This window comes from Vibrio viridaestus, from assembly GCF_003856525.1.
GTDB classification, from domain to species: domain Bacteria; phylum Pseudomonadota; class Gammaproteobacteria; order Enterobacterales; family Vibrionaceae; genus Vibrio; species Vibrio viridaestus.
The window spans coordinates 183,426-209,139 of record NZ_RJVQ01000006.1; the positions used below are offsets into that span (position 1 = coordinate 183,426).

At 42.9% G+C, this 25,714-nt stretch carries 26 protein-coding genes; 12 read left to right on the top strand and 14 right to left on the bottom strand.

Annotated features, from left to right (window positions below):
- Positions 1-151 precede the first annotated feature (151 nt).
- The 4 genes from EES38_RS14635 to EES38_RS14650 form a co-directional block, all read right to left on the bottom strand.
- Positions 152-1,867 (bottom strand): proline--tRNA ligase, encoded by a 1,716-nt coding sequence (locus tag EES38_RS14635; protein ID WP_124937957.1) that lies wholly within the window; start codon positions 1,865-1,867, stop codon positions 152-154.
- 101 nt (positions 1,868-1,968) lie between these two features.
- A complete protein-coding gene (gene tsaA, locus EES38_RS14640; protein WP_124937958.1) occupies positions 1,969-2,667 on the bottom strand; it encodes a tRNA (N6-threonylcarbamoyladenosine(37)-N6)-methyltransferase TrmO in 699 nt (232 codons plus the stop codon).
- A 3-nt stretch (positions 2,668-2,670) separates the two neighbouring features.
- On the bottom strand, positions 2,671-3,132 hold the full coding sequence (locus EES38_RS14645) for a YaiI/YqxD family protein (protein ID WP_124937959.1): 462 nt from the start codon (positions 3,130-3,132) through the stop codon (positions 2,671-2,673).
- A 2-nt stretch (positions 3,133-3,134) separates the two neighbouring features.
- Positions 3,135-3,425 (bottom strand): hypothetical protein, encoded by a 291-nt coding sequence (locus tag EES38_RS14650; RefSeq protein ID WP_124937960.1) that lies wholly within the window; start codon positions 3,423-3,425, stop codon positions 3,135-3,137.
- A 653-nt stretch (positions 3,426-4,078) separates the two neighbouring features.
- On the opposite strand from EES38_RS14650, the gene EES38_RS14655 reads away from it, so the two are divergent.
- Complete coding sequence (locus EES38_RS14655; RefSeq protein WP_124937961.1) at positions 4,079-4,567, top strand: GNAT family N-acetyltransferase; 489 nt, start codon at positions 4,079-4,081, stop codon at positions 4,565-4,567.
- On the opposite strand, the gene EES38_RS14660 is transcribed toward EES38_RS14655, so the two are convergent.
- Complete coding sequence (locus tag EES38_RS14660) at positions 4,527-4,820, bottom strand: DUF3301 domain-containing protein (RefSeq protein ID WP_124937962.1); 294 nt, start codon at positions 4,818-4,820, stop codon at positions 4,527-4,529. The genes EES38_RS14655 and EES38_RS14660 overlap by 41 nt on opposite strands.
- A 5-nt stretch (positions 4,821-4,825) precedes the next feature.
- A complete protein-coding gene (locus tag EES38_RS14665) occupies positions 4,826-5,863 on the bottom strand; it encodes a DUF3549 family protein (protein ID WP_124938045.1) in 1,038 nt (345 codons plus the stop codon).
- Between the two features lie 81 nt (positions 5,864-5,944).
- On the opposite strand from EES38_RS14665, the gene EES38_RS14670 reads away from it, so the two are divergent.
- Together EES38_RS14670 and truC are read left to right on the top strand one after the other, a co-directional pair.
- On the top strand, positions 5,945-6,268 hold the full coding sequence (locus EES38_RS14670; RefSeq protein ID WP_124937963.1) for a YqcC family protein: 324 nt from the start codon (positions 5,945-5,947) through the stop codon (positions 6,266-6,268).
- Positions 6,262-6,978 (top strand): tRNA pseudouridine(65) synthase TruC, encoded by a 717-nt coding sequence (truC, locus tag EES38_RS14675; RefSeq protein WP_124937964.1) that lies wholly within the window; start codon positions 6,262-6,264, stop codon positions 6,976-6,978. The genes EES38_RS14670 and truC overlap by 7 nt, the downstream gene beginning before the upstream one ends.
- Positions 6,979-7,003: 25 nt before the next feature.
- Here the strand turns inward: truC and dxs are convergent, their stop codons facing one another.
- From dxs to xseB, 3 genes are read right to left on the bottom strand one after another with little or no spacing between them, the layout of a single operon-like run.
- On the bottom strand, positions 7,004-8,860 hold the full coding sequence (dxs, locus tag EES38_RS14680) for a 1-deoxy-D-xylulose-5-phosphate synthase (RefSeq protein ID WP_124937965.1): 1,857 nt from the start codon (positions 8,858-8,860) through the stop codon (positions 7,004-7,006).
- 21 nt (positions 8,861-8,881) lie between these two features.
- Positions 8,882-9,763, bottom strand: coding sequence for a (2E,6E)-farnesyl diphosphate synthase (gene ispA, locus EES38_RS14685; RefSeq protein WP_124937966.1), 882 nt, complete (start codon positions 9,761-9,763; stop codon positions 8,882-8,884).
- Positions 9,764-9,766: 3 nt separating this feature from the next.
- Positions 9,767-10,030 (bottom strand): exodeoxyribonuclease VII small subunit, encoded by a 264-nt coding sequence (xseB, locus tag EES38_RS14690; RefSeq protein WP_124937967.1) that lies wholly within the window; start codon positions 10,028-10,030, stop codon positions 9,767-9,769.
- 261 nt (positions 10,031-10,291) lie between these two features.
- On the opposite strand from xseB, the gene pomA reads away from it, so the two are divergent.
- The 7 genes from pomA to rlmM all read left to right on the top strand — a co-directional run bounded on the left by pomA (position 10,292) and on the right by rlmM (position 17,018).
- Positions 10,292-11,056 (top strand): flagellar motor protein PomA, encoded by a 765-nt coding sequence (gene pomA, locus EES38_RS14695; protein WP_124937968.1) that lies wholly within the window; start codon positions 10,292-10,294, stop codon positions 11,054-11,056.
- Between the two features lie 20 nt (positions 11,057-11,076).
- Positions 11,077-12,024, top strand: coding sequence for a flagellar motor protein MotB (locus EES38_RS14700; RefSeq protein ID WP_124937969.1), 948 nt, complete (start codon positions 11,077-11,079; stop codon positions 12,022-12,024).
- Between the two features lie 174 nt (positions 12,025-12,198).
- Complete coding sequence (gene thiI, locus EES38_RS14705) at positions 12,199-13,647, top strand: tRNA uracil 4-sulfurtransferase ThiI (protein ID WP_124937970.1); 1,449 nt, start codon at positions 12,199-12,201, stop codon at positions 13,645-13,647.
- 367 nt (positions 13,648-14,014) lie between these two features.
- Positions 14,015-14,935 (top strand): transcriptional regulator GcvA, encoded by a 921-nt coding sequence (locus tag EES38_RS14710; protein WP_124937971.1) that lies wholly within the window; start codon positions 14,015-14,017, stop codon positions 14,933-14,935.
- Positions 14,916-15,539: an alpha/beta fold hydrolase gene (locus EES38_RS14715; protein WP_124937972.1), complete on the top strand. Its 624-nt coding sequence runs from the start codon at positions 14,916-14,918 to the stop codon at positions 15,537-15,539. The genes EES38_RS14710 and EES38_RS14715 overlap by 20 nt, the downstream gene beginning before the upstream one ends.
- On the top strand, positions 15,529-15,930 hold the full coding sequence (locus EES38_RS14720; protein ID WP_124937973.1) for a DUF423 domain-containing protein: 402 nt from the start codon (positions 15,529-15,531) through the stop codon (positions 15,928-15,930). The genes EES38_RS14715 and EES38_RS14720 overlap by 11 nt, the downstream gene beginning before the upstream one ends.
- Positions 15,927-17,018: a 23S rRNA (cytidine(2498)-2'-O)-methyltransferase RlmM gene (gene rlmM / locus EES38_RS14725; protein WP_124937974.1), complete on the top strand. Its 1,092-nt coding sequence runs from the start codon at positions 15,927-15,929 to the stop codon at positions 17,016-17,018. Before EES38_RS14720 ends, rlmM begins: the two co-directional genes overlap by 4 nt.
- A 33-nt stretch (positions 17,019-17,051) precedes the next feature.
- Here rlmM and xni read toward each other — a convergent pair whose 3' ends face one another.
- The 5 genes from xni to queF all read right to left on the bottom strand — a co-directional run bounded on the left by xni (position 17,052) and on the right by queF (position 24,260).
- Complete coding sequence (xni, locus tag EES38_RS14730; protein ID WP_124937975.1) at positions 17,052-17,834, bottom strand: flap endonuclease Xni; 783 nt, start codon at positions 17,832-17,834, stop codon at positions 17,052-17,054.
- 60 nt (positions 17,835-17,894) lie between these two features.
- Positions 17,895-19,253 carry a nucleotide 5'-monophosphate nucleosidase PpnN gene (gene ppnN, locus EES38_RS14735; protein WP_124937976.1) on the bottom strand — a complete coding sequence of 453 codons (1,359 nt, stop codon included), beginning with the start codon at positions 19,251-19,253 and terminating at the stop codon, positions 17,895-17,897.
- Between the two features lie 207 nt (positions 19,254-19,460).
- Positions 19,461-21,023, bottom strand: a complete 1,563-nt coding sequence (locus tag EES38_RS14740; RefSeq protein WP_124938046.1) for a GGDEF domain-containing protein — start codon at positions 21,021-21,023, stop codon at positions 19,461-19,463.
- A 104-nt stretch (positions 21,024-21,127) separates the two neighbouring features.
- Positions 21,128-23,395, bottom strand: coding sequence for a tetratricopeptide repeat protein (locus EES38_RS14745; RefSeq protein WP_124937977.1), 2,268 nt, complete (start codon positions 23,393-23,395; stop codon positions 21,128-21,130).
- Positions 23,396-23,414: 19 nt separating this feature from the next.
- Entirely contained in the window at positions 23,415-24,260 is an 846-nt protein-coding gene (queF, locus tag EES38_RS14750) for an NADPH-dependent 7-cyano-7-deazaguanine reductase QueF (RefSeq protein WP_124937978.1), read from the bottom strand.
- A 100-nt stretch (positions 24,261-24,360) separates the two neighbouring features.
- On the opposite strand from queF, the gene syd reads away from it, so the two are divergent.
- Both syd and EES38_RS14760 read left to right on the top strand, forming a co-directional pair.
- A complete protein-coding gene (gene syd, locus EES38_RS14755; protein ID WP_124937979.1) occupies positions 24,361-24,906 on the top strand; it encodes a SecY-interacting protein in 546 nt (181 codons plus the stop codon).
- Positions 24,907-24,908: 2 nt separating this feature from the next.
- Positions 24,909-25,688 (top strand): Zn-ribbon-containing protein, encoded by a 780-nt coding sequence (locus EES38_RS14760; protein ID WP_124937980.1) that lies wholly within the window; start codon positions 24,909-24,911, stop codon positions 25,686-25,688.
- The last annotated feature ends 26 nt before the right edge of the window (positions 25,689-25,714 follow it).

Genomic DNA, 25,714 nt, shown 5'->3' on the forward strand with positions numbered 1-25,714 from the left:
TTAGGACATGTTTTGCATCAAAGATGGACATCAGGCGGATAAATGTTGAGCTGATTTAGCCGAGTTCCTAACAAACGGGGTTTTATAGCACCTTCAGAAATAAAAAAGGATGGTAAAAACCATCCTTTTTGACTGTTTAAGCAGTACCCGATTAGCTCAATTGAGATTGGATAAACTCAACAATGTTATCCATAGCGACTACTGATTTTTCGCCATCGCGACGATTCTTATATTCGAAGTTACCTTCGTCCATACTGCGCTCACCGATGATAATAGTATGAGGAACACCAATAAGTTCCATATCAGAGAACATAACGCCAGGACGTTCTTTACGATCATCAAATAACACGTCAATGCCTTTTGCTGTCAGTTCTTCATAAAGTTTTTCTGCAGCAGCCTGAACACGTTCGGATTTATGCATGTTCATTGGAACAATTGCAACGGTAAATGGTGCAATTGCATCTGGCCAAACAATACCGTATTTGTCGTTGTTCTGTTCGATAGCAGCAGCTACGACACGAGATACCCCGATACCATAACAGCCCATTTCTAGAATGACATTTTTACCGTCAGGACCAAGAACGCCACAGTTCATTTTCTCAGAATAGTTAGTACCTAACTGGAAAATATGTCCGACTTCGATACCACGTTTGAATTGGAGAGTACCTTTGCCACACGGACTTGGATCGCCTTCGACAACATTACGAATATCTTCGACTCTACCGAGTTCGACATCACGACCCCAGTTGATACCGAAGTAATGTTTACCATCGATATTTGCACCGGCACCGAAATCACTCATTACAGCAACGGTACGATCAACGATAAATGGTAATTTGAGTCCAACAGGACCTAAAGAACCAGGACCCGCACCAATTAGCGCACGGATTTCCTCTTCATTCGCCATCTCTAGCGGTGAAGCCACTTCTTTAAGGTTTTCTGCTTTAACTTCGTTTAGCTCGTGGTCACCGCGAACAAGTAGCGCGATGATATCTGCATCGATTTCGTCTGATGCTTTAACGAATAATGTTTTAATCGTTTTTTCAATCGGTAAACCGTGTTTTTCAACAAGGTCTGCAATGGTTTTTGCGTTAGGAGTTTCAACCAGAGTCATTTCTTGAGTTGGCGCTTGCAGCGGTTGTGCTGGAGCAAGTGCTTCTGCTTTTTCAAGGTTCGCTGCATAGTCTGACTCGGTAGAGAATGCGATTAGATCTTCACCACTTTCAGCAAGTACGTGGAACTCTTGTGAGCCGCTACCGCCGATTGCACCGCTATCGGCTAATACTGGACGGTAATCCAAGCCCATTCGGTTGAATGCCTTACAGTACGCATCATGCATTGCATCGTAGGATTTCTGTAGTCCTTCTTTATCAATGTCGAAGCTGTAAGCATCCATCATTGAGAATTCACGTGCGCGCATTACACCAAAACGAGGGCGTCTTTCGTCACGGAATTTAGTTTGAATCTGGTACAGGTTAAGAGGAAGTTGTTTATAAGAACTGACTTCGTTACGCACGAGGTTAGTAATCACTTCCTCAGCCGTTGGGCTAAGTACGAACGGACGAGTATGGCGGTCAGTAAAGCGAAGTAGTTCTGGTCCCATTTTTTCAGAACGACCAGTCTCTTCCCAAAGTTCAAACGGCTGCACTACGGGCATTAGAGTTTCAATTGCCCCTGCATTGTCGATCTCTTCACGAACAATATTTTCGACTTTACGCAGAACACGTAGACCCGTTGGTAGCCAGGTATATAGGCCTGAAGCTAGCTTACGAATCATACCTGCACGCAGCATAAGCTGGTGGCTTACGATTTCCGCGTCGTTTGGAGTCTCCTTCAGAGTAGAAAGAAGATATTTACTGGTACGCATGTATGGTATCCGTTCATTAAGTTATTAATACATCCCGTTAACCATACTAGATTAAGGGGATTCTCTATTTAGCCGCTTATGATATCAGTCATTTGCATCTGTCAAAAGCGTTCAATCGCAGTAACCGTAACAATTTGGTCGGTTACGATAAACTTTACGTTCAAATCAAAAAGGTGAACCGCGTATTCTTTCGGATCGGGTTTATTATGTTTGTAAGCGGGTCTTGGATCCTGAGCCAGTACTTCACTGATGACAGACTTTTTATGAGCGGATTCTGGCATCTGTTCTAATGCCTTTTTTGCTACTTCACTAAAGATGACATTTTGCAGTGTCAGTGGACGCTCACTCGCATATCCGCCGTTAGCATCTACAATCGAATCGGAGTAGGGAATGTAGGGTTTGATATCAATAACTGGGGTTTGATCCACTAAGTCAACATTACCCAAACAAATAAAAAATTGCTCTCCATGCTGTTCCACCCCTTTCAGTTCGACAGCTGACATACCAATTCCGTTAGGACGAAATGTTGCACGCGAGGCAAATACACCAATACGTTCATTTCCACCTAAGCGAGGAGGTCTTACGGTCGGCTTCCATCCAGCTTCTAGGTTTTGATCAAATAAGAATAGAACCCAAAGATGGCTGAATTGCTCTATGCCACGCACAGACTCTGCACAATTAGCGGTACCTAATAGTTTGATTCTGGAGGTCGCAGAAGGCGCCAAACCTGGCTGGCGTGGTACGGCAAATTTCTCCTTGAAAGGCGTTTCCATTACGCCGATAGGGTCGATTGAAAACATAAATTATGAATTCTGAGGCTTATTATATTTGGCTAGTACTCTATCAAGGTGACCAGCAAAAGCTCGCTTATCTGCCTGAGATAGGGCACTGGGACCGCCAGTTTGGATACCACTAGAGCGCATTGTATCCATAAAATCTCGGATATTTAGGCGTGATTTTATGTTATCGGGGGTAAACCATTCGCCTCTCGGGCTAAGTGCCATGGCTTTCTTTTCTATCACATCGTTGGCTAGTGGGATATCAGATGTAATGACTAATTCACCTTCGCTAACACGTTTGGCTATCTCGTTATCCGCGACATCAAACCCGCTCTCCACTTGTAGCATGACGATATTTTGTCTTTTGGGTAAAGGGATTGAGTGGTTTGCGACGAAGGTACATAAGATACCGGTGCGCTCTGCTGCTTTGGTAATGGTTTCTCTGATCGCTTTTGGACAAGCGTCGGCATCAACCCATATTTTCATGACTACTGTTTCTCTATTAATTTTTCGAGTTGGTTAACACGGGCAAGCAGTTCACTTACCTGAGATTCAAGTCCAGCAATTCTTTGCTCAGTGCTTGGCCCTGATGAACGGTTTACCTCGACTTTAGGTACTCGGTTCGATGATTTCCATATTTTTAGAGCCGAAATGATAGCGGGAATCGGAGCTGGCGTTGCCAATCGAGCTTTGATAAGCGCAGTTGTTGGCTCTTTTCCTTCACTAACTAACTGATTAATAATAGATTCTAAGTCTTTTGTAATATCTAGAGCTGACATATATTTCCCTCATGTACTTAGCGCCTATTTTAATCACAAATGACGAGTAACAAAAGCGCCAGCTAGCTTGTAAGATATATCTTACATAATGTGTAAGATATACATGCTTTTTGCTGGCTAAAAATGCAACTAAAATTATCATATATATTTGATATTTATAATTATTGTTCCTGATTTTTTATTGTGAAGGTTTTATCAATATTTCGTTCTGGTTGCGTAAAATCTCAAAGAGGATAAATTGATCGTGTCGAAGGGAAACGGCTTCTAAAACAGGATTTATACTCTCTGGACAGAGAGTTGAAGGACCAACATCAGGATGATGTCAAGGAAACCGCTCAAGGATCAAGTGATGCGAGCTGAATGGATTTCAGCGTCATGGAAGAGAGGACACCGCTAGGATAGCGATGCTCGGAAGAAGAAGTTGATGGATTTCAACGCATAAAAATACATGACAGACAGGCAGGACGCAAAAATTGTAGCTGGATTGCTGCACTTTAAGACCAGACCCCGTTACCGCTTCGGTAGCGGGGTTTTCCTTTATCGGTTTTGAGACATTTTCTAGTGAAATAGAGGTTTTCTCAGTTCGATTCTGGAGTTACACTTGCGCCGATTTTTATACCCACTATTTGCTATCAGCAAAACAAGGATTGTTTGTGACAATTGCAACGAAAAGGGCTTTGATGCTTCCGTATACGGAATTGTTTGAGTCAAATTTCTTAATGCTAAATTGCTGCACTAAAAACAGAACCTTCCTCGATGGACCGCTAACTGTTGCAAGTGCGCGAGACCTATTCCATAGCCTTTTAGAATCTACGGATACTTTTGCTATGGCTGTTGTCGATAACTACAATCGTGAGTACATCGGCCATATCCAGCTGTCCTTAAGTAAAGGGATTGGTGATCTACTGTTTATTTTTGATAAAGCGTACTGGGGTCGTGGATACGCCTACGAAACTCTCAAATCTTACATTCCTAACGTGTGTTCCCGTTTTTCTCTCACAGAAATAACAGCGACTGTCCAGGAACAAAATCTAGCCGCTACTAAGTTGTTGAGTAAATTAGGATTTAAGAGTAGTCAGCGTCGTAAAAACGTATACACATTTACATGCGATGTGGTGGAATCCAGAACGACTGCGCTCTAAAGCCTACCATATCCAAATAGCCCGTATAGCAATCGTCGCCTGTCGAAGAAAATTCAAATTGATAGCGTGTGTGCCAAAACCATTGATCACCGCGTTTGAATCTGTGTCCAGCTCTGGCAACACTGATTACCTGCAAACCTAAAGACTCACACTTTATTCCAATTTGGCGTCTGGCCACTTCGTTCTGTTTACTCTGTTGCCAAAAAAGATAACAAAACAAACTGAGCAAAAGAATCCAGATGAGTGCAGTCATGTATTTTAACCTTTTGCTGCTTGCTGAAGGGCGGTTAGAGCTAAACGTAACTCATCGGTAGCATCGGAATGCAACAGCGTTAAAAAGACATGTCTAAGCTGAGGTTGCATCACCAAGTCAGCGAACAGTTGATTGAAGAATGCTTGTTGCTTAGTTTGCGCCAATCGGATGAGAAATTGCTGTGCGAGTATAGGATCACGTAACGCAGAAAAGCTTCTTCCTGCAATTGCAATCAACATTTCCTGATGGCATAAATCCTGGTTATCGAGAACCTGACTTGTTGCTTGGTTTAGCCATTGTTCTTTTGCTCCGGCAAGCGAGCGAAGATAGGCTGCGAGCATGAAAATATCAATCTCTTGTTTAGCGAGTTCTTTTTCGAACAAATCATAGATAGTCTCCGCCAAAGAATCCGGTATTTCTATATGTTCTAAAACTCCAAGCAAGGCGTATTTCGGTGTTTCTGGAATATGGCGTAAGGCCTTTTTTACATGAACGGAATTGTGTTCTTGATTGAGTCTGGCACATACGTCTGCCATACCTTGTAAGCCAACAGTTTGCCAATTGTCCCAGCCTGGCCCACCTTTGAGATAGTGCTGTGCGTGTTCATAGTATTGGCTGCAGGCGATGTTAAGATCTGCTCGTAGAATGCTATGAAAGACGGCAAGCCTTTCTTCCGCGGGTTTAAAGGTATAGGGGTTGTTTGCGAGCTTTTCCTGTTGATCTTCACTCAGTGTTTCCGTGAGACGAGAACCCATTGCTTCAACGACGTATTTTAGAAACTGACCAATATCACTTGCCTTGATCAAGCCACGTTCATCTAAATCAAATTTGAGAAACCATATCCACGGTTCTTTCTGCTCATTCCAGTATGCAATAGCCAAATGAGCCTTGCGCTGCATCGGAGCTGGATAGGGAGCATGACCCGCTTCTATTCGAGAAAAATCACTGTTTTCAATTTGAGTGACCCGACGGCTAAGATCAAAAATTACATATTGGCAGCCACTTTGGTTAAGAAGCTCTGTGAGTGTCGTGATTTTGTTCATTTGAATAACAGTTTCTCTGAGTATGTCGTAAATAAATGGTATTCTAAGCGCCATTTTCAAGTCCGGAGTCGAAATTAGCGCATGACCAGCCAATATTCTACCCATATTCGAGATTTATTACATAATTTAAGGGATGAGTTAATTGCTATTGGCCTGTGGGAGCAATCTCCTCCAGACAAGGAAAAGCTACTCAGCACAACGCCATTCGCGATGGATACGCTTGCTCCTCATCAGTGGTTACAGTGGATATTTATTCCTAAGATGTTTGTAGCTATCGATAACCGTTCTGTACCAAAAGGTTTTGCAGTAGCACCTTATTTTTCTGAGTGTTGGAAAGATAATCGTGACATGAGCGCAGTGTTAGTTGTATTGGAAGAAATTGATGGAGCCAGTTCATCGTGTTAGAGATTGTTTATCAGGATCCCTATATTATTGCCGTTAATAAACCGGCTGGAATGTTAGTACACCGCTCGTGGCTAGACAAACATGAGACCGAGTTTGTTATGCAAACACTGCGTGATCAGATTGGTCAGCATGTCTTTCCGTTGCACCGTTTAGACAGACCGACATCGGGTGTATTGATTTTTGCTTTATCGAGTGAGTACGCATCGAAAATGATGCCAATGTTTGCCGAGCATGCGATGGAGAAAGTCTATCACGCTGTGGTTAGAGGATGGATTGAGCAGGCCGATATACTCGATTATCCGCTAAAAGAAGAACTGGATAAGATTGCCGATAAGTTTGCCAAGCAAAATAAAGAAGCACAATCAGCTATAACAGGATATCGCCCTTTGGCGAAGGTGGAAGTTCCATTGTCGACCGGACGCTTTCCAACATCGCGTTACTCGCTGATAGAAATGAAACCTAAAACAGGGCGTAAACATCAGCTAAGACGGCATATGCATCATTTAAGTCATCCTATTATTGGCGATACGACTCATGGTGACGGTAAGCATAACCGACTTTTCCGTGAGTACTATGATTGTCATCGCTTGTTATTGCATGCCAGTGAGCTGTCATTTGTTCATCCGATGACTGGTGAAAACGTAACGATAGCGGCAGGGTTTGATGAGACCTGGCAGAATTTATTTGAAGAATTTCAATGGAAGATATAAAAAATCCCCAGCCGGGGATTTTTTCTTAATAACTTTTTATGGCTTGAAGAATGCCTTTGCCATCCAGCCCCAGTTCTTCATGCAGTTCTTGTTGCGTTCCCTGATGAATGAACTGATCCGGTAAGCCTAGGTTCAGCACTGGCTTAATGCACTTAGCTTTCATCATAAACTCAACGACAGCAGAGCCTGCGCCACCAGCAATTGCATTTTCTTCTATGGTTACGATGAGATCGTGCTCTTTTGCCAACTCTTGGATTAGAGCTTCATCGAGAGGTTTAACAAAACGCATATCGGCGACAGTTGCATTAAGTTCTTCAGCCGCTTCTAACGCATTCGGTAGAAGTGTACCAAAACTCAGTATTGCGACTTTTTTCCCAGTTCTAATGATACGGCCTTTACCGATAGGCAACGCCGTAAATTCGGTTTCGGGAACAACACCAATTCCGCTTCCTCTCGGGTAACGCACGGCGCTTGGACCTTGATGTTGATGACCCGTGTAAAGCATCTGACGACATTCATTTTCATCACTCGGTGCCATGACAACCAGATTAGGTACACAGCGCAAAAAGCTCAGATCAAATGCACCCTGGTGCGTCTGTCCATCAGCACCGACTAACCCAGCTCGGTCAATGGCAAACATCACAGGTAAATCCATAATGGCAACATCATGGATCAATTGGTCGTAACCGCGTTGCAAAAATGTCGAATAGATGGCTACGATGGGATGGTATCCACCAATCGCCATACCGCTCGCCAGTGTGACCGCATGCTGCTCTGCGATAGCTACATCAAAATACTGTTGGGGAAACTCTTTGGAGAATTTCACCATACCAGACCCTTCTCTCATGGCTGGAGTAATCGCCATTAGTTTGGGGTCAACTTTCGCCATATCACACAGAAATTCGCCAAAGATCTTAGAAAATGTTGGCTTAGAACTCGTTGCTTTGGGAAGCGTGCCATGGCTAGGGTCAAACTTAGGTACGGCGTGATAACCGATAGGATCTTTTTCTGCCGGAGCGTGACCTTTTCCCTTTTTCGTCATGATATGAAGAAACTGCGGGCCTTTGAGTTCACGCATGTTTTTCAGTGTTTTGACTAATTCAACCACATCATGACCATCAACGGGTCCAATGTAGTTAAAACCAAGCTCTTCGAACATTGTACCCGGAACAACCATTCCTTTTAGATGCTCTTCGGTCTTCTTCACTAATTCTTTAATTGGAGGAATCCCAGATAGAACTTTTTTGCCCCCTTCGCGAATAGAGGTATAAAAATTCCCAGAAAGAAGTTGTGCAAGGTGGTTGTTTAACGCGCCAACGTTTTCAGAAATAGACATCTCATTATCGTTGAGAATAATGAGCATGTCGGGGTGAATATCACCTGCGTGATTCATCGCTTCAAACGCCATTCCCGCAGTAATTGCGCCATCTCCTATTACCCCCACGACTCGGCGAGACTTGCCTTCTTTCCCTGCTGCGACAGCCATGCCTAAAGCCGCACTGATTGATGTAGATGAGTGTCCGACCGACAATGTGTCGTACTCACTTTCTTCTCTCCAGGGGAACGGGTGCAAACCATCTTTCTGTCTGATCGTTGCCATTTTTTCACGACGACCCGTCAGAATTTTATGAGGATAAGCCTGGTGACCAACATCCCAGATCAAGCGATCAAATGGGGTGTTGTAGACGTAATGAAGGGCAACGGTGAGCTCCACTGCTCCAAGTCCCGATGCTAAATGTCCACTTGACTGACTAACTGAGTTGAGCAGATAAGTACGTAACTCATCACAGAGCTTAGGTAAGGCTTCCTTTGGTAAGGATCTTAGCTCATCTGGTGTATTTGCCAGAGCCAGTGTTGGATACTTTGAAATATCAAGGGTCATAATTTGGCGCTAATTATCTTATTAGTTCTTGCGCTCGACGACATATCGGGCGAATTGTTCGAGTGATTCTGTGTTGTAAGGAATGGATTCCAGTGCTTTAAGTGCCTCCTCTAGGAGTGCCTGAGCTTTATTTTGTGCACCGTCTAATCCTAACAACAGAGGATACGTACTTTTATTCAGCTTACAATCTGAACCCTGTGGCTTACCAAGGGTTTCAGTGTCACTAATGATGTCTAGGATATCATCTTGTACCTGAAACGCTAAACCTATTGCTCGAGAAAATGAATCAAGCTGAGGCAAAACCGCGACGCCTTTCTCCCCGGCAGCGAATGCACCTAACTTGATTGCACAACTTATGAGCGCGCCAGTCTTGTTTCGATGAATCTCTTCTAATTGTTCGAGGCTAACCTGCTGATTTTCTGCTTCCAGATCAAGTGCCTGACCAAGGCACATACCATTTGCTCCTGACGCAGAAGCCAGCGCTTTGATCATTTCAATTCGTTTTGTTTCGCCTTCAGCCGACAAAGTTCCTTCGGAAAGGATAGTGAAAGCAAGCGTCTGTAAGGCATCGCCAGTTAAAACAGCCGTCGCTTCATCAAATTTTATATGGCAAGTTTGGTGGCCACGGCGTAACTCGTCGTCATCCATCGCTGGCAGGTCATCGTGGATGAGTGAATAAGCATGAATACATTCGATTGCTGATGCTGGCGTATCCAAATCACTCACATCGCATCCCAACATTTGTCCCGTGATATAAACCAAGTAAGGTCTAGCTCGTTTCCCACCTAAAAGAAGTCCGTAGCGCATTGCCTGAATAAGAGACTGATTTTGATGAGGAAGTGTATCTAGCCAATGATCCAATTGTTGATTATTTCTTTCCTGAAACTGTACGAGGTTTTCCATAGCCTATTCAGACTCCGAGCCTTGCTCTGTTGTCGGAACAACAAAATCAGCCAAAGGAGCATCATCACTATTGCTCATCAGAATTTGAACTCTCTGTTCTGCTTCAGATAGCTTCGCTTGTCCAGCTCTTGCCAGAGCTATACCCCGTTCAAATTTATTCAGAGCTTCATCTAGAGATAGATCTCCCGTCTCGAGTTGATTAACCAAGGAATCGAGCTCTTCAACAGTTGCCTCGTAAGACATATTTTCAGGTTTTTTGCTTGCCATAACGCGTATCGATATAAAAGTTTGTTGGAAAGTTACCCTAGGGGAAAGGGATGGTCAAATTTAACTGACAGCATTCTAGAGGAACTATGTTCACTATATTCTACTAAAAATGAAATGTAATGTGATTTTCTTGGACGAATAAGTATAAACTTATTGAGAAGTTATGTGATGTGATCCAACAATTTAATTAAAGATATTTTTGTTATGCCGATAATGAGATAGTGGCGTAAAGGGGAATGATTTGAACATGAGGAGTACTTCGTGGATATAGCAACGCTAGTTGGGTTATTAGGTGGCATGGCTATGGTCGTTATGGCGATGGTGCTGGGCGGTAATATCTCCATGTTTATCGACGTCGTATCAATATTGATCGTTGTCGCAGGTTCTGCTTTCGTGGTTATGATGAAATTTACCATGGGTCAGTTTTTTGGTTCGGCGAAAATTGCGGTAAAGGCCTTTATGTTCAAAAGTGAAGAGCCTGAAGATCTCATCGCAAAAATCGTTGAAATGGCGGATGCTGCTCGTAAAGGTGGTTTCCTAGCTCTCGAAGAGATGGAAATCAGTAATAACTTCATGCAAAAAGGCATCGACTTGCTCGTGGATGGTCATGATGCTGATGTCGTCCGTGCGGCACTACAAAAAGACATTTCTCTTACTGACGAACGCCATGAATTTGGTACGGCTGTATTTAGAGCATTTGGTGACGTGGCTCCTGCGATGGGGATGATTGGTACTCTGGTTGGATTGGTTGCTATGCTTTCTAACATGGATGACCCAAAATCTATCGGTCCTGCAATGGCGGTTGCATTGTTGACGACACTTTATGGTGCCATGATTTCGAACATGATTTGTTTCCCTTTAGCCGATAAGCTTTCTTTGCGTAGGGAACAGGAAACGCTTAACCGTCGGCTGATTATGGACGGTGTTCTAGCGATTCAGGATGGACAGAACCCTAGGGTAATTGATGGTTATCTGAAAAATTACCTTAACGAAGGTAAGCGAGCTTTGGACGTCGATAAAGAATAAACTTGACTGGGATATGAACGATGGATGATGAAAAGTGTAAATGTCCCCCTCCCGGTCTTCCGATGTGGATGGGGACCTTCTCAGACCTTATGGCACTGCTTATGTGCTTCTTTGTACTGTTGCTTTCTTTCTCTGAGATGGACGTTCTTAAGTTCAAACAAATTGCCGGTTCTATGAAATTCGCTTTCGGTGTGCAAAACAGACTCGAAGTGAAAGACATACCCAAAGGGACCAGTGTTATTGCTCAGGAGTTTAGACCTGGACGCCCTGAGCCCACACCGATTGATGTCATCATGCAACAAACGATTGATATTACTCAGCAGACGCTAGAGTTCCAGGAAGGCGAATCTGACCGAGCGGGTGGTACTCAAAGGGAAGTGGGGGATTTAACCGGAGGTCAATCACCGGAAGAATCAACGGAAGACAATCAGAACTCTGAATCTGATCAGCCACAAAAGCAGCAGTCCGAAGCGATGAGTGAAGAAATGGAAACCGTGATGGAGACCATTAAAAAGGCACTTAAGCGCGAGATAGATCAGGGCGCGATTGAAGTAGAGAATTTGGGGCAGGAGATTGTAATCAGGATCAGAGAGAAAGGTGCATTCCCTAGAGGTTCGGCATTTCTACAACCTAAGTTCCGTCCACTCGTGCGGCAAATAACTGAATTGGTGAAAGATGTACCGGGGATTATCCGTATTTCTGGGCATACTGATAACCAACCACTCGACTCTGAGTTGTACCGGTCTAAATGGGATCTTTCTGCTCAGCGTGCCGTCTCGGTTGCTCAGGAAATGGAAAGTGTTCCCGGCTTTGACCATAATCGGCTCGAAGTTCGTGGTATGGCAGATACCGAGCCAGTTGCTACCAATGAAACTCCTCAGGGCCGAGCGTTAAATCGCCGTGTTGAGATCAGTATCCTCCAAGGTAAGCCTATTTACAGCGATGAGGTTCGTTCTGTAACGCCGTAACGTTTGGACTACATAATCCGCAAAAGGGAAAGATCTTGTCTTTCCCTTTTTTATAGACTTTCCTCACACTTTAGATCTCGTGTATAATATTGCGCCTTTATTGTGTTGCGCTTTATCAAGCTTATAACTTGCCTTAGTGCTGAATAACTCCCTAGTAATATTGCGAATAGACCTATGAAATTTATTGTTAAGCCACATCCAGAAATCTTTGTTAAAAGTGAATCAGTGCGTAAGCGTTTTACGCGAATTCTTGAGTGCAATATTCGCAATATTATTAAGAGAAGAACGCAGTCTGTCGCGGTGTTTAACCGTCGTGATCATATCGAAGTTACGTCTCCTTCAGCGGACTACTATCAGGAAACGTTAGAAATTTTGACTCAAACGCCTGGTATTCATCATGTTCTGGAAGTGAAGCAGTCTGAGTTCACAGATATGCACGATATCTATGAGCAGGTGCTTGAACTTAGTCGCGAGAAAATCGTAGGTAAGACCTTTGTGGTTCGAGCAAAACGTCGTGGTAAGCATGATTTCACGTCGATAGAGCTTGAACGCTATGTCGGTGGCGGTTTGAATCAGGCGGTTGAGTCAGCAAAAGTGAAGCTAAACAATCCAGATGTAACCGTCAATATTGAGGTTTCAGATGAAATTCTTAATCAGGTGATCGCACGTCACAAAGGATTAGGCGGTTTTCCATTGGGTACCCAAGAAGATGTACTGAGCCTAATTTCTGGTGGATTTGACTCAGGTGTATCCAGTTATTTGCACATTAAACGCGGTTCTAAAGTTCATTACTGTTTCTTCAATCTTGGTGGTCCAGCCCATGAGATCGGCGTTAAACAGGTCGCTTATTACTTGTGGAACAAATACGGCTCATCTGCAAAAGTGCGTTTTATTTCTGTCGATTTTGAACCTGTTGTCGCTGAGATTTTAGAAAAAGTCGATGACGGTCAGATGGGGGTTGTACTTAAACGGATGTTTATGCGCGCAGCCGGTATGATTGCAGAGAAATTTGACATTCAGGCTTTGGTTACAGGTGAAGCGTTGGGACAGGTTTCCAGTCAAACATTGACCAACCTACGTCATATTGATGGTGTAACCGACAGACTGATTCTTCGTCCATTAATCAACTGGGACAAAGAAGACATCATCAACTTGGCTCGCGAAATTGGTACGGAAGACTTCGCAAAAACGATGCCTGAATACTGCGGTGTGATTTCCAAGAAACCAACCGTCAAAGCGATAAAAGAAAAGCTTGAAGCGGAAGAGCTGAACTTCGACTTCTCTATTATTGATCAGGTTGTGTTTAACGCTCGCCAAATGGATATCCGCGAGATAGCCAAAGAAAGCGAGCAGGAAGCACCTGAAGTCGAATTGGTAGATGCAGTTCAATCTGACGCTATCGTGCTTGATGTGCGTGGCCCTGAAGAAGAAGAGCATAATCCTTTGGATATTGATAGTGTCGAAGTGCTACACATCCCGTTCTACAAACTATCAACTAAGTTTGGTGACCTCGACCAGTCGAAAACGTACTTACTGTATTGTGAGCGCGGAGTGATGAGTCGTCTGCAAGCGTTGTATCTCAAAGAACAGGGCTATCAGAATGTGAAGGTTTATAGACCATAATACGCGTCTGAACTTTAACCAAGAACCGTAACATGATGTTGCGGTTTTTTTGTTTTTGCCACACATAAAAAAACACCGCCTAATCAGGCGGTGTCGAAATTTGACAGACAGGTCAAAAAATAAAATACAGGAAGTATAGATTTGTGCAGGTTTTCTGCGCAAAAAGTTTTGGTAGTTTCCTACCGAACTCGAAATACGAGTTTGCAAACACAACATCGCAACACAAGACTCGATGATTCTAAGGAGAATCAAACTGTTAAGGCCTGTTTTGCGGGCGAGAATATAGAATTTTTATCGCACCTCAGCAATGGATAATTTATAATGTTTCACATAAGAAAAACTAATAGCCAAATTGGAGTGATTAAAAATGGTAAAAAGGCTGCCCCCATTAAATTCTCTGCGTGTATTTGAGTCTGCTGCACGGCACCTCAGTTTTACAAGGGCTGCAGAGGAGTTGTTCGTTACTCAGGCTGCCGTCAGTCACCAAATAAAGACCTTAGAAGAATTTCTTGGATTAAAGTTATTTCGAAGAAGAAATCGCTCCTTATTGCTAACTGAAGAAGGACAAAATTATTTTTCAGATATGAAAGATATCTTTTCATCTATTCAGGAAGCGACAGATAAACTTCTAGAACGAAGTGAGAAGGGGGCTCTCACCATCAGTTTACCTCCAAGTTTTGCTATTCAGTGGCTCGTTCCTCGACTGGCGGATTTTAATCGACAGCAACCTGATATCGATGTTCGCATAAAAGCAGTTGATAAAGATGAAGGTTCATTAGTCGAAGATGTGGATGTGGCCATTTACTATGGTAAAGGGAATTGGCCGGGGCTTCGTGCTGATAAGCTTTATCAGGAATTTTTAATTCCATTATGCTCTCCGCAACTTTTAGAAGGAGATAAGCCTATCACTTCACTAAGTGATCTTGCTAAACATACGTTATTACACGATACATCAAGGCAAGAGTGGAAACAGTTTGTAAAGGAAAATGGAATCGGCAATGTGAATGTGAACCACGGCCCCATTTTTAGTCATTCTACGATGGTGTTACAGGCGGCAGCTCATGGCCAGGGCATCGCGCTGGGTAACAATGTTCTCGCCCAGCCAGAGATTGCCTCCGGACGTTTGGTTGCGCCTTTTGATAAAGTATTAATGACCGACAACGCCTTCTATGTCGTATGTCATGAAAAACAAGCCGACTTGGGTCGTGTCGCAACATTTCGAGATTGGATGATTGCCAGAGCTAAGCAAGAACAAGAGGAAATGCTCGATGAAGAACATCATCATTAATGGTTTGCCTGAGTGGCCTAAATTTATTTTTGCCCACGGTGCTGGTGCCGGAATGGATCATCCTTTTATGGAAACAATCGCATCGGAGCTTGAGAAACATCAGATCTGTGTAATTCGTTTTGATTTTCCATATATGGAGCAGCAAAAAGAACTTAACAAAAAGCGCCCACCCGACCGTGCACCAAAGCTATTGGAAGCGTATCAACAGATTATCAAGGAATACGCCAATGACCAGCCTATTATCATTGGTGGAAAGTCAATGGGAGGGCGAATGGCATCGCTTCTTGAACAAGATGATCTGGTAAAGGGCGTTGCTTGCCTGGGATATCCGTTTCATCCGCCGGGTAAGCCTGAAAAGTTTAAAGGCGAGCATCTGGCTCAATTTGAAAAGCCATGTTTAATATTGCAAGGAGAGAGGGATACTTTCGGTAAAAGAGAGGAATTTGAGCAATTCAGTCTGTCTACTTCCATTCGCGTTGAGTTTATAGCTGATGGTGATCATAGTTTTAAACCACGTAAATCTTCCGGTGCGACGGAAATGGGGAACTTAGAAAGTGCCGCTAGTTATTTAGCGCAATTTATCAAGGAGACTTATGATGCATAGACGATTTTTGGGATTAGGCGCATTTTTTGCTGGTACCGGCGTTATATTGGGTGCGTTTGCTGCTCATGGATTAAAGAAGGTCTTATCTCCTTATTTATTAGATGTATTTCAGACTGGAGTGCATTATCAATTCATTCATTCAATTGCGCTTATTCTGGTAAGTTTAATGATGTTACATCTTAAGACTGCTGATTTGGCGCAAAAGTATTTTAAACGCGCAGGGATTTGTTTTACCATCGGCATCCTTTGTTTTAGTGGAAGCCTCTATTTACTGGCTTTGACTGGAGTTAAATGGTTTGGACCCATTACACCGTTAGGTGGTCTGTTCTTTATTATAGGATGGATGATGTTGCTAATTGCGTCATTTAAAATGAAAGAGGTAAGTCAGTGAAACAGTTAATGCTCTATTGTCGTCCCGGTTTTGAAAAAGAGTGCGCCGGTGAAATTCAGGACAGGGCTGCACGCGTAGAGGTTTATGGTTTTCCACGGCTTAAATCCAACACTGGATTTGTTGTTTTTGAGTGCTATCAGGATGGTGATGCCCATCGATTAATCAAAGAACTTGAATTCAATACCTTAATCTTTGCAAGACAAATGTTTGCGGTATTAGTGGAATGCGCTGATCTACCTGTTCAAGATCGTATCAGCCCTATACTAGAATCGCTTGCTGAGTCAGATGAGTTTCCTCGATGTGGTGATCTGCGTGTCGAAACTCCTGATACCAATGAAGCGAAAGAATTACTTAAGTTCTGCCGGAAATTTACTGTGCCGCTAAGACAAGCGATGCGTGGTAAGGGTTTTCTATTCGATAAAGACAATGCTAAAAAGCCCGTGATGCACGTGTGCTTTACTAAACCAGGACACTGTTTTGTTGGTTTTTCATATACAACGAACAACTCTGCCTTTTTTATGGGTATCCCAAGACTCAAGTTTCCTGCCGATGCTCCAAGTCGTTCAACGCTCAAGCTGGAAGAAGCATTCCATGTTTTTATTCCCCGTCATGAGTGGGATGAGAGGCTTGCTCCAGGTATGTGGGGGGTGGATTTAGGTGCTTGTCCGGGAGGATGGACTTATCAACTGGTGAAACGCTCGATGTTCGTTCATGCGATTGATAATGGTCAGATGGCCGATAGCTTGATGGATACGGGGCAAGTAAAACACCATCTGGTTGATGGTTTTAAGTTTGAGCCACCGCGTAAAAATGTGACTTGGTTAGTCTGTGACATGATTGAAAAGCCATCAAGAGTGGCTCAGTTAATGGGGGAATGGCTAATCAGCGGTTGGGCAAAAGAGACTATTTTTAACCTCAAGCTGCCCATGAAAGGTCGCTACGACGAAGTATTGCAAGATATTGAAAACCTGAAAGTATTTCTCAAAGAGAACAATGTGAAATTCAAACTTCAGGCAAAGCATTTATACCATGATCGTGAAGAAATCACGGTACATGTTCAATGTCTCTCAAATATTTCGCCGCGTTGATGGGATAGAAAAGGAAGCAGAGGCTTCCTTTTTTTATTGTTCTTGTCTCTGAGGCTGATAACGAATATCTTGAAGATTAAACCCCAGTTCGATATCTGTTTTTAATGTTGCCACTTGTTTGCACTGTAAGGCCAGATGTTCATTTCCCACCATTTTGTTTTTGTATTTTGTTGGTAGATCTTCTGCCGACAATGCTTGTTCAAGTGAACCGTATTGGCTAATAAGGTCTTTTGCTGCTTTTGGACCCATTCCTGGCACACCCGTTACCTGACTTGAACTTAAACCTGTGATTCCCCAAAAATCGGGTAACTGCTTAGGTGTTACGCCAAATTCCTCTGCGATAAAAGGAGCATCAAGCCATCGGTGCTGAAAATAATCACGAATCTGTAGGTTCGGTAGTAGAAGTTGACAGTATCCTTTGTCAGTGGAAATAATGGTAACTCTTTCATTATGTGACGCTACTTTTACTGCCAGAGTTGCCACTAAATCATCGGCTTCGTCGCCACTGGATAACAGCGAATCGATTCCCAAATCCCACCATGCTTGTTGGATTGCATCCATACCATTTTGTAACGGAACGGGCATGGGTTTGCGCCCCTGCTTATATTCAGGGATAAGCTCTGCCCGCCAACCCCTGTCTTGTTCAGAATGATCAAAGACGGCAATGATATGTGTCGGCTGGGATTCTTCAATAATTCTTGTCAGCGTTCTTTTTGTGGTAGAAATTGTTCTTTCTATGTCATTGGGGTCGGGTTGCGCGGAATGCACACGACGAATGAGGTTTAAAGCATCAATAATGACAAGGTGTATAGACATAATAATAAAAAAATAGAGGCCGAAGCCCCTATTGTAAATTAACTGAAATGAATTACTACCTTACATAATACGATAGCAAGGTTCATAGGCATGACCACCGGGTAATTTCATTCTGTTTTGCTCCACAAAGTCACGTAGCAATTTATCCATTTTTTTCATTAGCGCTTTATCACCATCCAGTAAGAATGGGCCGTGTTTTTCTATTTCACGGATACCTTCTGCTTTGACGTTACCAGCAACAATACCAGAGAAAGCTTTACGTAAGTTCGAAGCCAACTCTTCAGGTGCCTGGTTATGGTGTAAATCCAATGCTGCCATTGCTTTATGAGTCGGTTCAAATGGTAGCTGAAATGATGGATCGATTTTTAGTGACCAGTTAAAACTGTATGCATCGCCATTGTCTTTACGGTGTTGACGAACCTCTGGCATGGCGTCTTTCATAATTCTCGCCACTTTAGCTGGATCGTCGATTACGATCTGATAGTGCTTTTGTGCCTGCTCGCCCAGCGTTTCTGCAATGAATTTATCCAATGACCGGAAGTACGCTTCACTTGCTTTGGGACCTGTTAATACGATAGGCATCGGTTGAGACGCGTTTTCTGGGTGCATCATGATACCAAGAATATACAGTAACTCCTCAGCCGTTCCTGGTCCGCCAGGGAAAATAATAATTCCATGAGCAAAACGCACAAAGCCTTCGAGACGCTTTTCAATATCAGGCATGATAATGAGTTCGTTGACAATTGGATTTGGTGGCTCGGCTGCAATTATGGATGGTTCAGTTAAACCGATATAACGAGCGTCTTTGTAGCGTTGTTTGGCATGGCCAATTGCCGCGCCTTTCATTGGGCCTTCCATCGCTCCTGGTCCACAACCCGTACAAATATTAAGTTCCCGTAGTCCGAGTTCATTACCGACTTGGCGGGTATATTGGTATTCGACTGGATTGATTGAGTGGCCACCCCAGCAAACGACCATATTTGGAGTTAAGCCCGGAATTAGGGTGCCAGCATTACGCAAAATACTGAATACTAAGTTCGTGATATGTGCTGAGTCACACAAGTCCATTCTTTGAGTGCTAGCCAGATGCATATTGACGTAGACGATATCTCTTAAAACAGAAAATAAATGTTCCTGAATACCTTTGATGATCTCGCCATCGACAAAAGCATGTTCTGGTGGGTTAATTAACTCTAGCTTCATACCACGTTCACGTCTAAGCACGTTTACGTCAAAGGATTGGTACTTGTCGAGAAGCTCTTTCGAGTTGTCTGTATGGCTGCCGGAGTTGAGCACCGCCAGAGTACAATTACGATAAAGTTCGTAGAGATCTCCGCTTGAAGCCGTTTTTTTTAGACGTTCTACTTCCAATTGAGAAAGCAAATCCATACTTCCAGTCGGATTGATATGTGTAATCATGGTGCCTCCCTTTTTAAGAGATCTTTTTATGCTAGGAACGTTAGCACTAGTCTATCGTGCCGTTCGAGGCATGTAACTGATGGAAACTAACTTTCTGATTTATCAGTAACTAATTAGTTAAAAAGTTGGATAGGGTATCTGAAAGTATTACCTATACTCTCTAGGAACGCTAGATGTGGATTGACCGTTTGGTTAAAATGTAACCACTTACTTCCAAAGTAATTGATTGGGTCCTGACGCTTTGATGTCAGTTAGATAGCGACCAACCCGATCGAGAATTTCTTCTGGAGTGTCATTTTCGATGAATTGAGTGCTTGCACCGGATAGGGTAATTCGGATGCTTTTGTTTTTAAATTTAAAAGGAAGTTTCGAAACTTTGTCCTGAACTGTCTCTATCGCTTTCTTCGATTGCGCCTCATCTGATTCCGATAGCATGAGGATAAATTCTTCTCCGCCAAAGCGAGCTATGACGGCTTCAGTAGAGACATTCATTTTGATTGTACGAGCGATTATTTTTAGCGCCTTATCTCCGGCTGTATAGCCAAATTGATCATTGAGAAGTTTAAAGTTATCAATATCAAAAAGCACAATGCGCAGTGAATGTTGATTCTTAATCCAACGGTGATATTCGTGTTCCAATTTAAGATGGAACGCACTGCGATTATAGACTTTGGTCATCGGATCTTGTTGTAAGCGTGCCGATTGTTCTTCTAGGCGTTTTTTATAATCCTCAGTATTGTTGTGCAGAGCTTTGATCTGTGCTTTCTGATGTTCCATTCGCTCAATGAGTGCTCGCTCACGATGCTCGGCATCAGCGAGGCGTTCTAAAACCAAAGCAAGCTCCGATAGCATCGGATTGACTTTTCCTTTCAGAGACTCTAACTCAACGCCATCTGCAACGGCATTTTGGCTCCGTGAAATCAATGTCGTCATTTCACCGAACATTTCTTCACGATTGGCGGAATTATTCTGTGCTTGGTCGATATTTTGAGAACTGGTTTTTAACTGAGTAGAAAGTGACCCGTTCATTTCTTTTAGAAATTTTTCTGAAGCTTTACGTTCGTGTTCTGTTCCACTAACCACTAAGCGAAGAATTTCTAAAGTGAGATCTAATAATTCTTGGGAGTTCACACCGACGAGTAATTTAGCCCTGATATCGTAGAGGCGCTCGCCATATTCACCTTCAAAATCAAGCTCGGTAATAAGGGTTTGCAACTCTGATGAAAGCTTATCCAAAAGTTCCTGCTCGTTGGAATGAGAGCGTTCATATTCAGATAAGTTGGGATTTGAAGCGATGATTTTAATTGAGCGCTCGTACAGACTAAGCAGGCGAAATGCATGATCTCCCGATTTACTTTCCTGTTTGGGAAAACTCAGAAGATCTCGTAAGTCACGTTTTAGTTTTGCTGGTAAACCCGGGAGACGCAATAACATCTCTCCACCTTGTCTTAATTCTGGGGCAAGGCTTGATTCTTGTTTATCCATAGTCAACGTCTGCTGCATTAAAGTACTCTCTAACTTTGCTATTTTAGGCAGCAAAGCTGTCACCTCTGTCTGAACGGTCAGAGCGCTCTTAACGTCCAGAAGTTGTTTTTTCATTTGTTCGTCTGCACCGCTCATACAGGCAGTGGCTAGAGAAGTGACGAGCCTCTTAAGAATTTGTTGTTCTCGTTTAAATCTGAACGATGTCTCTTGATGTGTCAAACGAACTTTAGCAAGTTGTTGCTTAAGTTGAGACAATTCATCGATAAAATTTTGACTGACACCCATTCGAGACCAACGATTGACCAAATTGATTAAGGAATTAACTATTTTATCAATAATATCAAATTTAAGACGCACGTCACGTGCTTACGTCAATATATCGGCGTCAATTAGTCGTTCTTTAGCAGTTTTTTGATGATGTCGTCATTACTGTGAGATGAATGTACCTTAATGAGACCCTGATTAATCGCTTGTTTGCATGCTCGACGAATATTATTGGATGCAAAGCTTGCGGCTGGAGCGTTATCTATGGCTTTAAGATGAACCCAGTGACTGGTTTTGTCCTGAATACTTAAGTCTCGCGAGACACTGGTTGCCATTAACAGAATATCCAATAATTCTTTATCGTTTATTGTCGTATAAGCTTTAGGTAGAAAAGGATAGTCAGCAATCCCCATACGAATAATCCGATTGAGCGAACGGCTTGGCTGGAATTCATCAATCCACAGCTTTATCTTATCGAACAACTCTTGTGGGGGGGCATCACGATCAAGGTTATTCTCAACATACAGTAGATTTGCATCGGTAAAATGGAATAAACGAGTGTTATTACCGAGTTTACTTTTCAGATATTCACCAAAGGCCAGTTCTAATTCCATTCCCGCCGTGAACCCATACTCTAGATACATATTACGTAAAAATGGGATATCAATCATGGCAAAGCGCAGTCGATCATTGAGTGGCTCGTGAATGAGTTCGCCAATGTGCCATTGCTCATAGGTTCGGCTACTTTTTCTCAGTGAGTTAGGAAGATTTGCACTCAGCATCCTCAGGTTACTCAGTTGAGATCGCGAGTGGGTAAAAAGATGCTCGTTTATCTGATCTATTTCAGCATTCTGACGATGAATTTTGACTCCTCGGCGCAAAATAATCAGAAAGAAGATAAAGGCAATCGTAAACAAAACATAAGTTATGGACTCAAGTTTGTTATAGTCTGTCTCTTTCTTCTTAAGTTTCTTTTCTTGACCCACGAGATGTAGGGTTTGCTCAACAAACTCTTTTTGTTGGTTAAAGGCATCTTCGCTAATTTGATTTAACGTGATTTGTTGTGCTTTAGCCAGTGCATTGTATTTACGTTCGTAATCAAGAGCGTTTTTGAAATCCTTTTTCTGCTCGTAAATATGACTGAGCAATAAGTAACTTTCTAGCTCTGTTTGATGGTCAGAGGCGCGTTTGGCTAACATAAGAGCAGAAGACACTTTGCTCTCACTCTTATCTAACAGGCTTTGATGATAGTCGAGTCTTGCTTCAAGTAATGCAGCCTGCGCTTTTAGCGCTGTTAGATTGGTATCTGCTAGTAATGAGGTAGCTAAATCGAGATAATCTTCAGCAACCGGATAATTGTATAGCTGTATGTAAGTCGCGGCCAAATTGATACGAACAGCAATAAACTGAGCTAAGTTCTGATCGACTTTCTGGTGGTCTAAAACGTTCAGGTAATGCACGAGAGCAAGATTGTAACGCCCTTGCCGGAAATAGATGTTTCCCATTTGATTGAGAATCGTAGCAAGGACAGGTGAATTTTCGTAATTATCATAAAAATCAGCAGCTTGAGATAAGTATATTAGCGCTTGATCGTAAACATGTCGGTTTTCAAATAGTCTTGCCAACAGAGTGTTCGCTTTAGCCAGTTGCGCACTCGAGTTGGTTTCAACCGCGCTCCAGTAGGCAATTAACAATTCTGAAAGTGCTAGGTTGTAATTCCGGTGTTGCAAATAATGTGTGCCGACCGCTAGGTGATAATCAATTTTATTTTTTGGTGAGGCACTTTTATCAACATATGGCTTTGCCTGAGTAAACAGCATTACTGCCAATTCATTTTCATTTTCTTGTGATGCTATTTGTGCTCTTAGCATGAGAATATGGTATTGAATGCCTTGCGTAAGAGGCTTGGCATTTTTGAGGTTTTCAATCAGGGAGGACAGAAATCTCAGTTGTGCCCTAGCTTCAGATGCATCACCTGTCATTTCCCATTGCAGTTGAGCGGATTGTAACGCAATGTCGAGTTCTAGAATGGCAAGGCTATTTGTTTTAGCTAGTTTCTTGGCCTGAGCAATGTACTTAAATGCACTATCATGATTGCCTAGTTTGAATTCGGCATCCGCGAGTATCTGTAGAGCTTCAACGGTTGATGCTGGCGTTCTTATACGTGCGTCATTTTCTCCCCTTGCCACATTAGATGGCGTTTTTTCAGACGCTTCAGCCAGCTTTCTTTCAGTGAGGTATTTTTCGATGAGATCGCGAGCTTGCTGCGGAGAAATTTCGACCAATACATTGGCTTCATTAAGTGTGCTCGATACATAGCCTTCTGCCCAAAGTGAACAGGAGGTCAAAGTAAGAGCTAAAATGATAAAACTTCTCCACAGACGATCGAACATTATTACTCCATTGTTCTTATTATTGTCGCGCCATTCTCAGCCAGTTTGATGGTGTAGCTGATTCAGTTGAACGGAACGGGTTTATATCCAAACCACCACGACGAGTATAACGAGCATAGACGGTCAGTTTTTCTGGGCTACAGTACCGCATGATATCGGTAAATATACGTTCGACACATTGCTCATGAAATTCATTGTGTTCACGGAATGAAACAATATAACGCAGCAGCGCCTCATGGTTAATCTTTTTACCCTCATAAGTAATCTCAACGCTACCCCAGTCTGGCTGGTTGGTGATTAGGCAGTTGGACTTCAACAGGTGACTATGAACCGTTTCCTGAACATTAATATCAACGGTCGAGTTTCTCAGCAAAGTGTCATCAAACTGATAGTGATTTACTTCGATATCTTGATCGTCAAGACATGTGCCTTCCATTGAGACTATTCGTTGATGTGTAAAGTCATCAACAGAATGAATTTCGACCGATACCGCTTCACCTGCGCAGTTTGAAAGATCGGTTACAAGCGTGTCGTGAACTTCTTCCCAGCTTGCAAATTTGGTTTGGTTGAAGCTATTGAGGTACAGTTTGAATGACTTAGACTCAATAAGGTTCGCACTGGTCGCAGGGATTGTGACATAGCCGACAGCAACCTGAGGCAATCCTTTACTGTTTAACCACGAAAGTTCGTATAGCGTCCATACATCGCTACCAAGGAACGGAAGTGGTTCGGTAACATTGATATCATCGCGGTTCAATTTACGTGGTACTGGTTGAAGTAACGAAGCGTCATAAGACGTCGAATACTCCGTGTACTTACCTAAAGTAAGTCCTTCCAGCTCTTTTGAATTCGAATATTTACTCATATTCCGGGTGAATTTCGTTTAGAATACCGCGAATTTTACGCAATCCAGAGGCGTGTGTCATTAAACAAGGGACATTCGCTTAATTTAATTGGAGATCACAATGATTCTATCCGTTAAAGACGCATTGAGTGACTTTGGCAAAAGGTACGTCACGGCATTCCAGCAAAAGCATGAATGTGATCCTGCTGACCGTGAATTGACCGATTGGCCGTCGGAGTGCGTGATCGAACGTAATCAGGATGCGGTACTATGGCGGCCGGTTGAGCGCCAGGAATTAGTTGATTTATCAAATATTGAGCATGCGATGGATTTAGGCATTCATTCTGATATTCATGAATTTTTTGGCTCGTTTTACAGCGGTGATATGACTGCAGAGTATGAAGGTGAAGAATTAAGCCTGATTCAAGTTTGGAATGATGACGATTTTAAACGTCTACAAGAAAATATTATTGGTCACCTTGTCACACAAAAGCGTCTAAGGCTCAAGCCGACTATTTTTATTGCAGGCATTGATTCTGAGGATCACGTGATCTCAGTATGCAATCTCACGGGAAAAGTCGTTAAAGAAAGACTGGGTACCAATCAACGCCAAGTATTGGCGGGATCTTTGGTTGAGTTTATTGAAAAATTAGAGCCAGTTGTATAACTATGTATGTTGTTGAATTAAAGTTTGAGTGTTTCGATAATACTACCTTTACTGCAGTTGAGCGCGCTATCAACGGGTTGATGGAAGCGCTACGCTACAATGGACAAGTTTTGGGACGTGAATTTCCAGTGATTGTCGGTGAAGGGGAGTTCTTCGTTCGAGCTGTATGCGCTGAGAAAAACAGTTTACATCCCGCGAATCACTCTGATTACGTGAAAGTGTGTCTAAATCGCTTAACCGAAGCGGCTGTTTTGGCTCCCAAAGTCAAGGTTCTTGGTCAGGACTTAAATTCAGAACAAACGGCTGAAGATACCCGACCAGAATGGCAAATATTGTACACCACGTACGTCCACACCTGTTCTCCTTTGAGAGATGGAACTACCTTAATGCCGATCCCATTGTATCGTAATCCGGCAACACTAAATGGCGACCACAAAGCCGTTATTAAGTGGCAGACTGAATGGCAGGCATGTGATGAGCTACAGATGGCGGGTGGCTGCAAGGCGGAGTATGCCGCGGTAAATGAAATATCTAACGTCAATAGTGATCTGTTTAGACGAGGGTGGGATTTACGGGGACGAATAGAATACCTCACAAAAATTCCTACATACTACTACCAGTATCAGGTAGGTGGTGTGTCATTAGATGAGCAGAAAAGTCGTCGTTGTCCAAAATGCGGAGGCGAATGGTATTTACCTGAACCTCTTCACGATATTTTTCATTTCAAATGCGATACGTGCCGTATTGTTTCTAACCTTTCTTGGGATTATTTGAAATTGTAAAGAAATGAAAAAGGCCAGCACTCGTG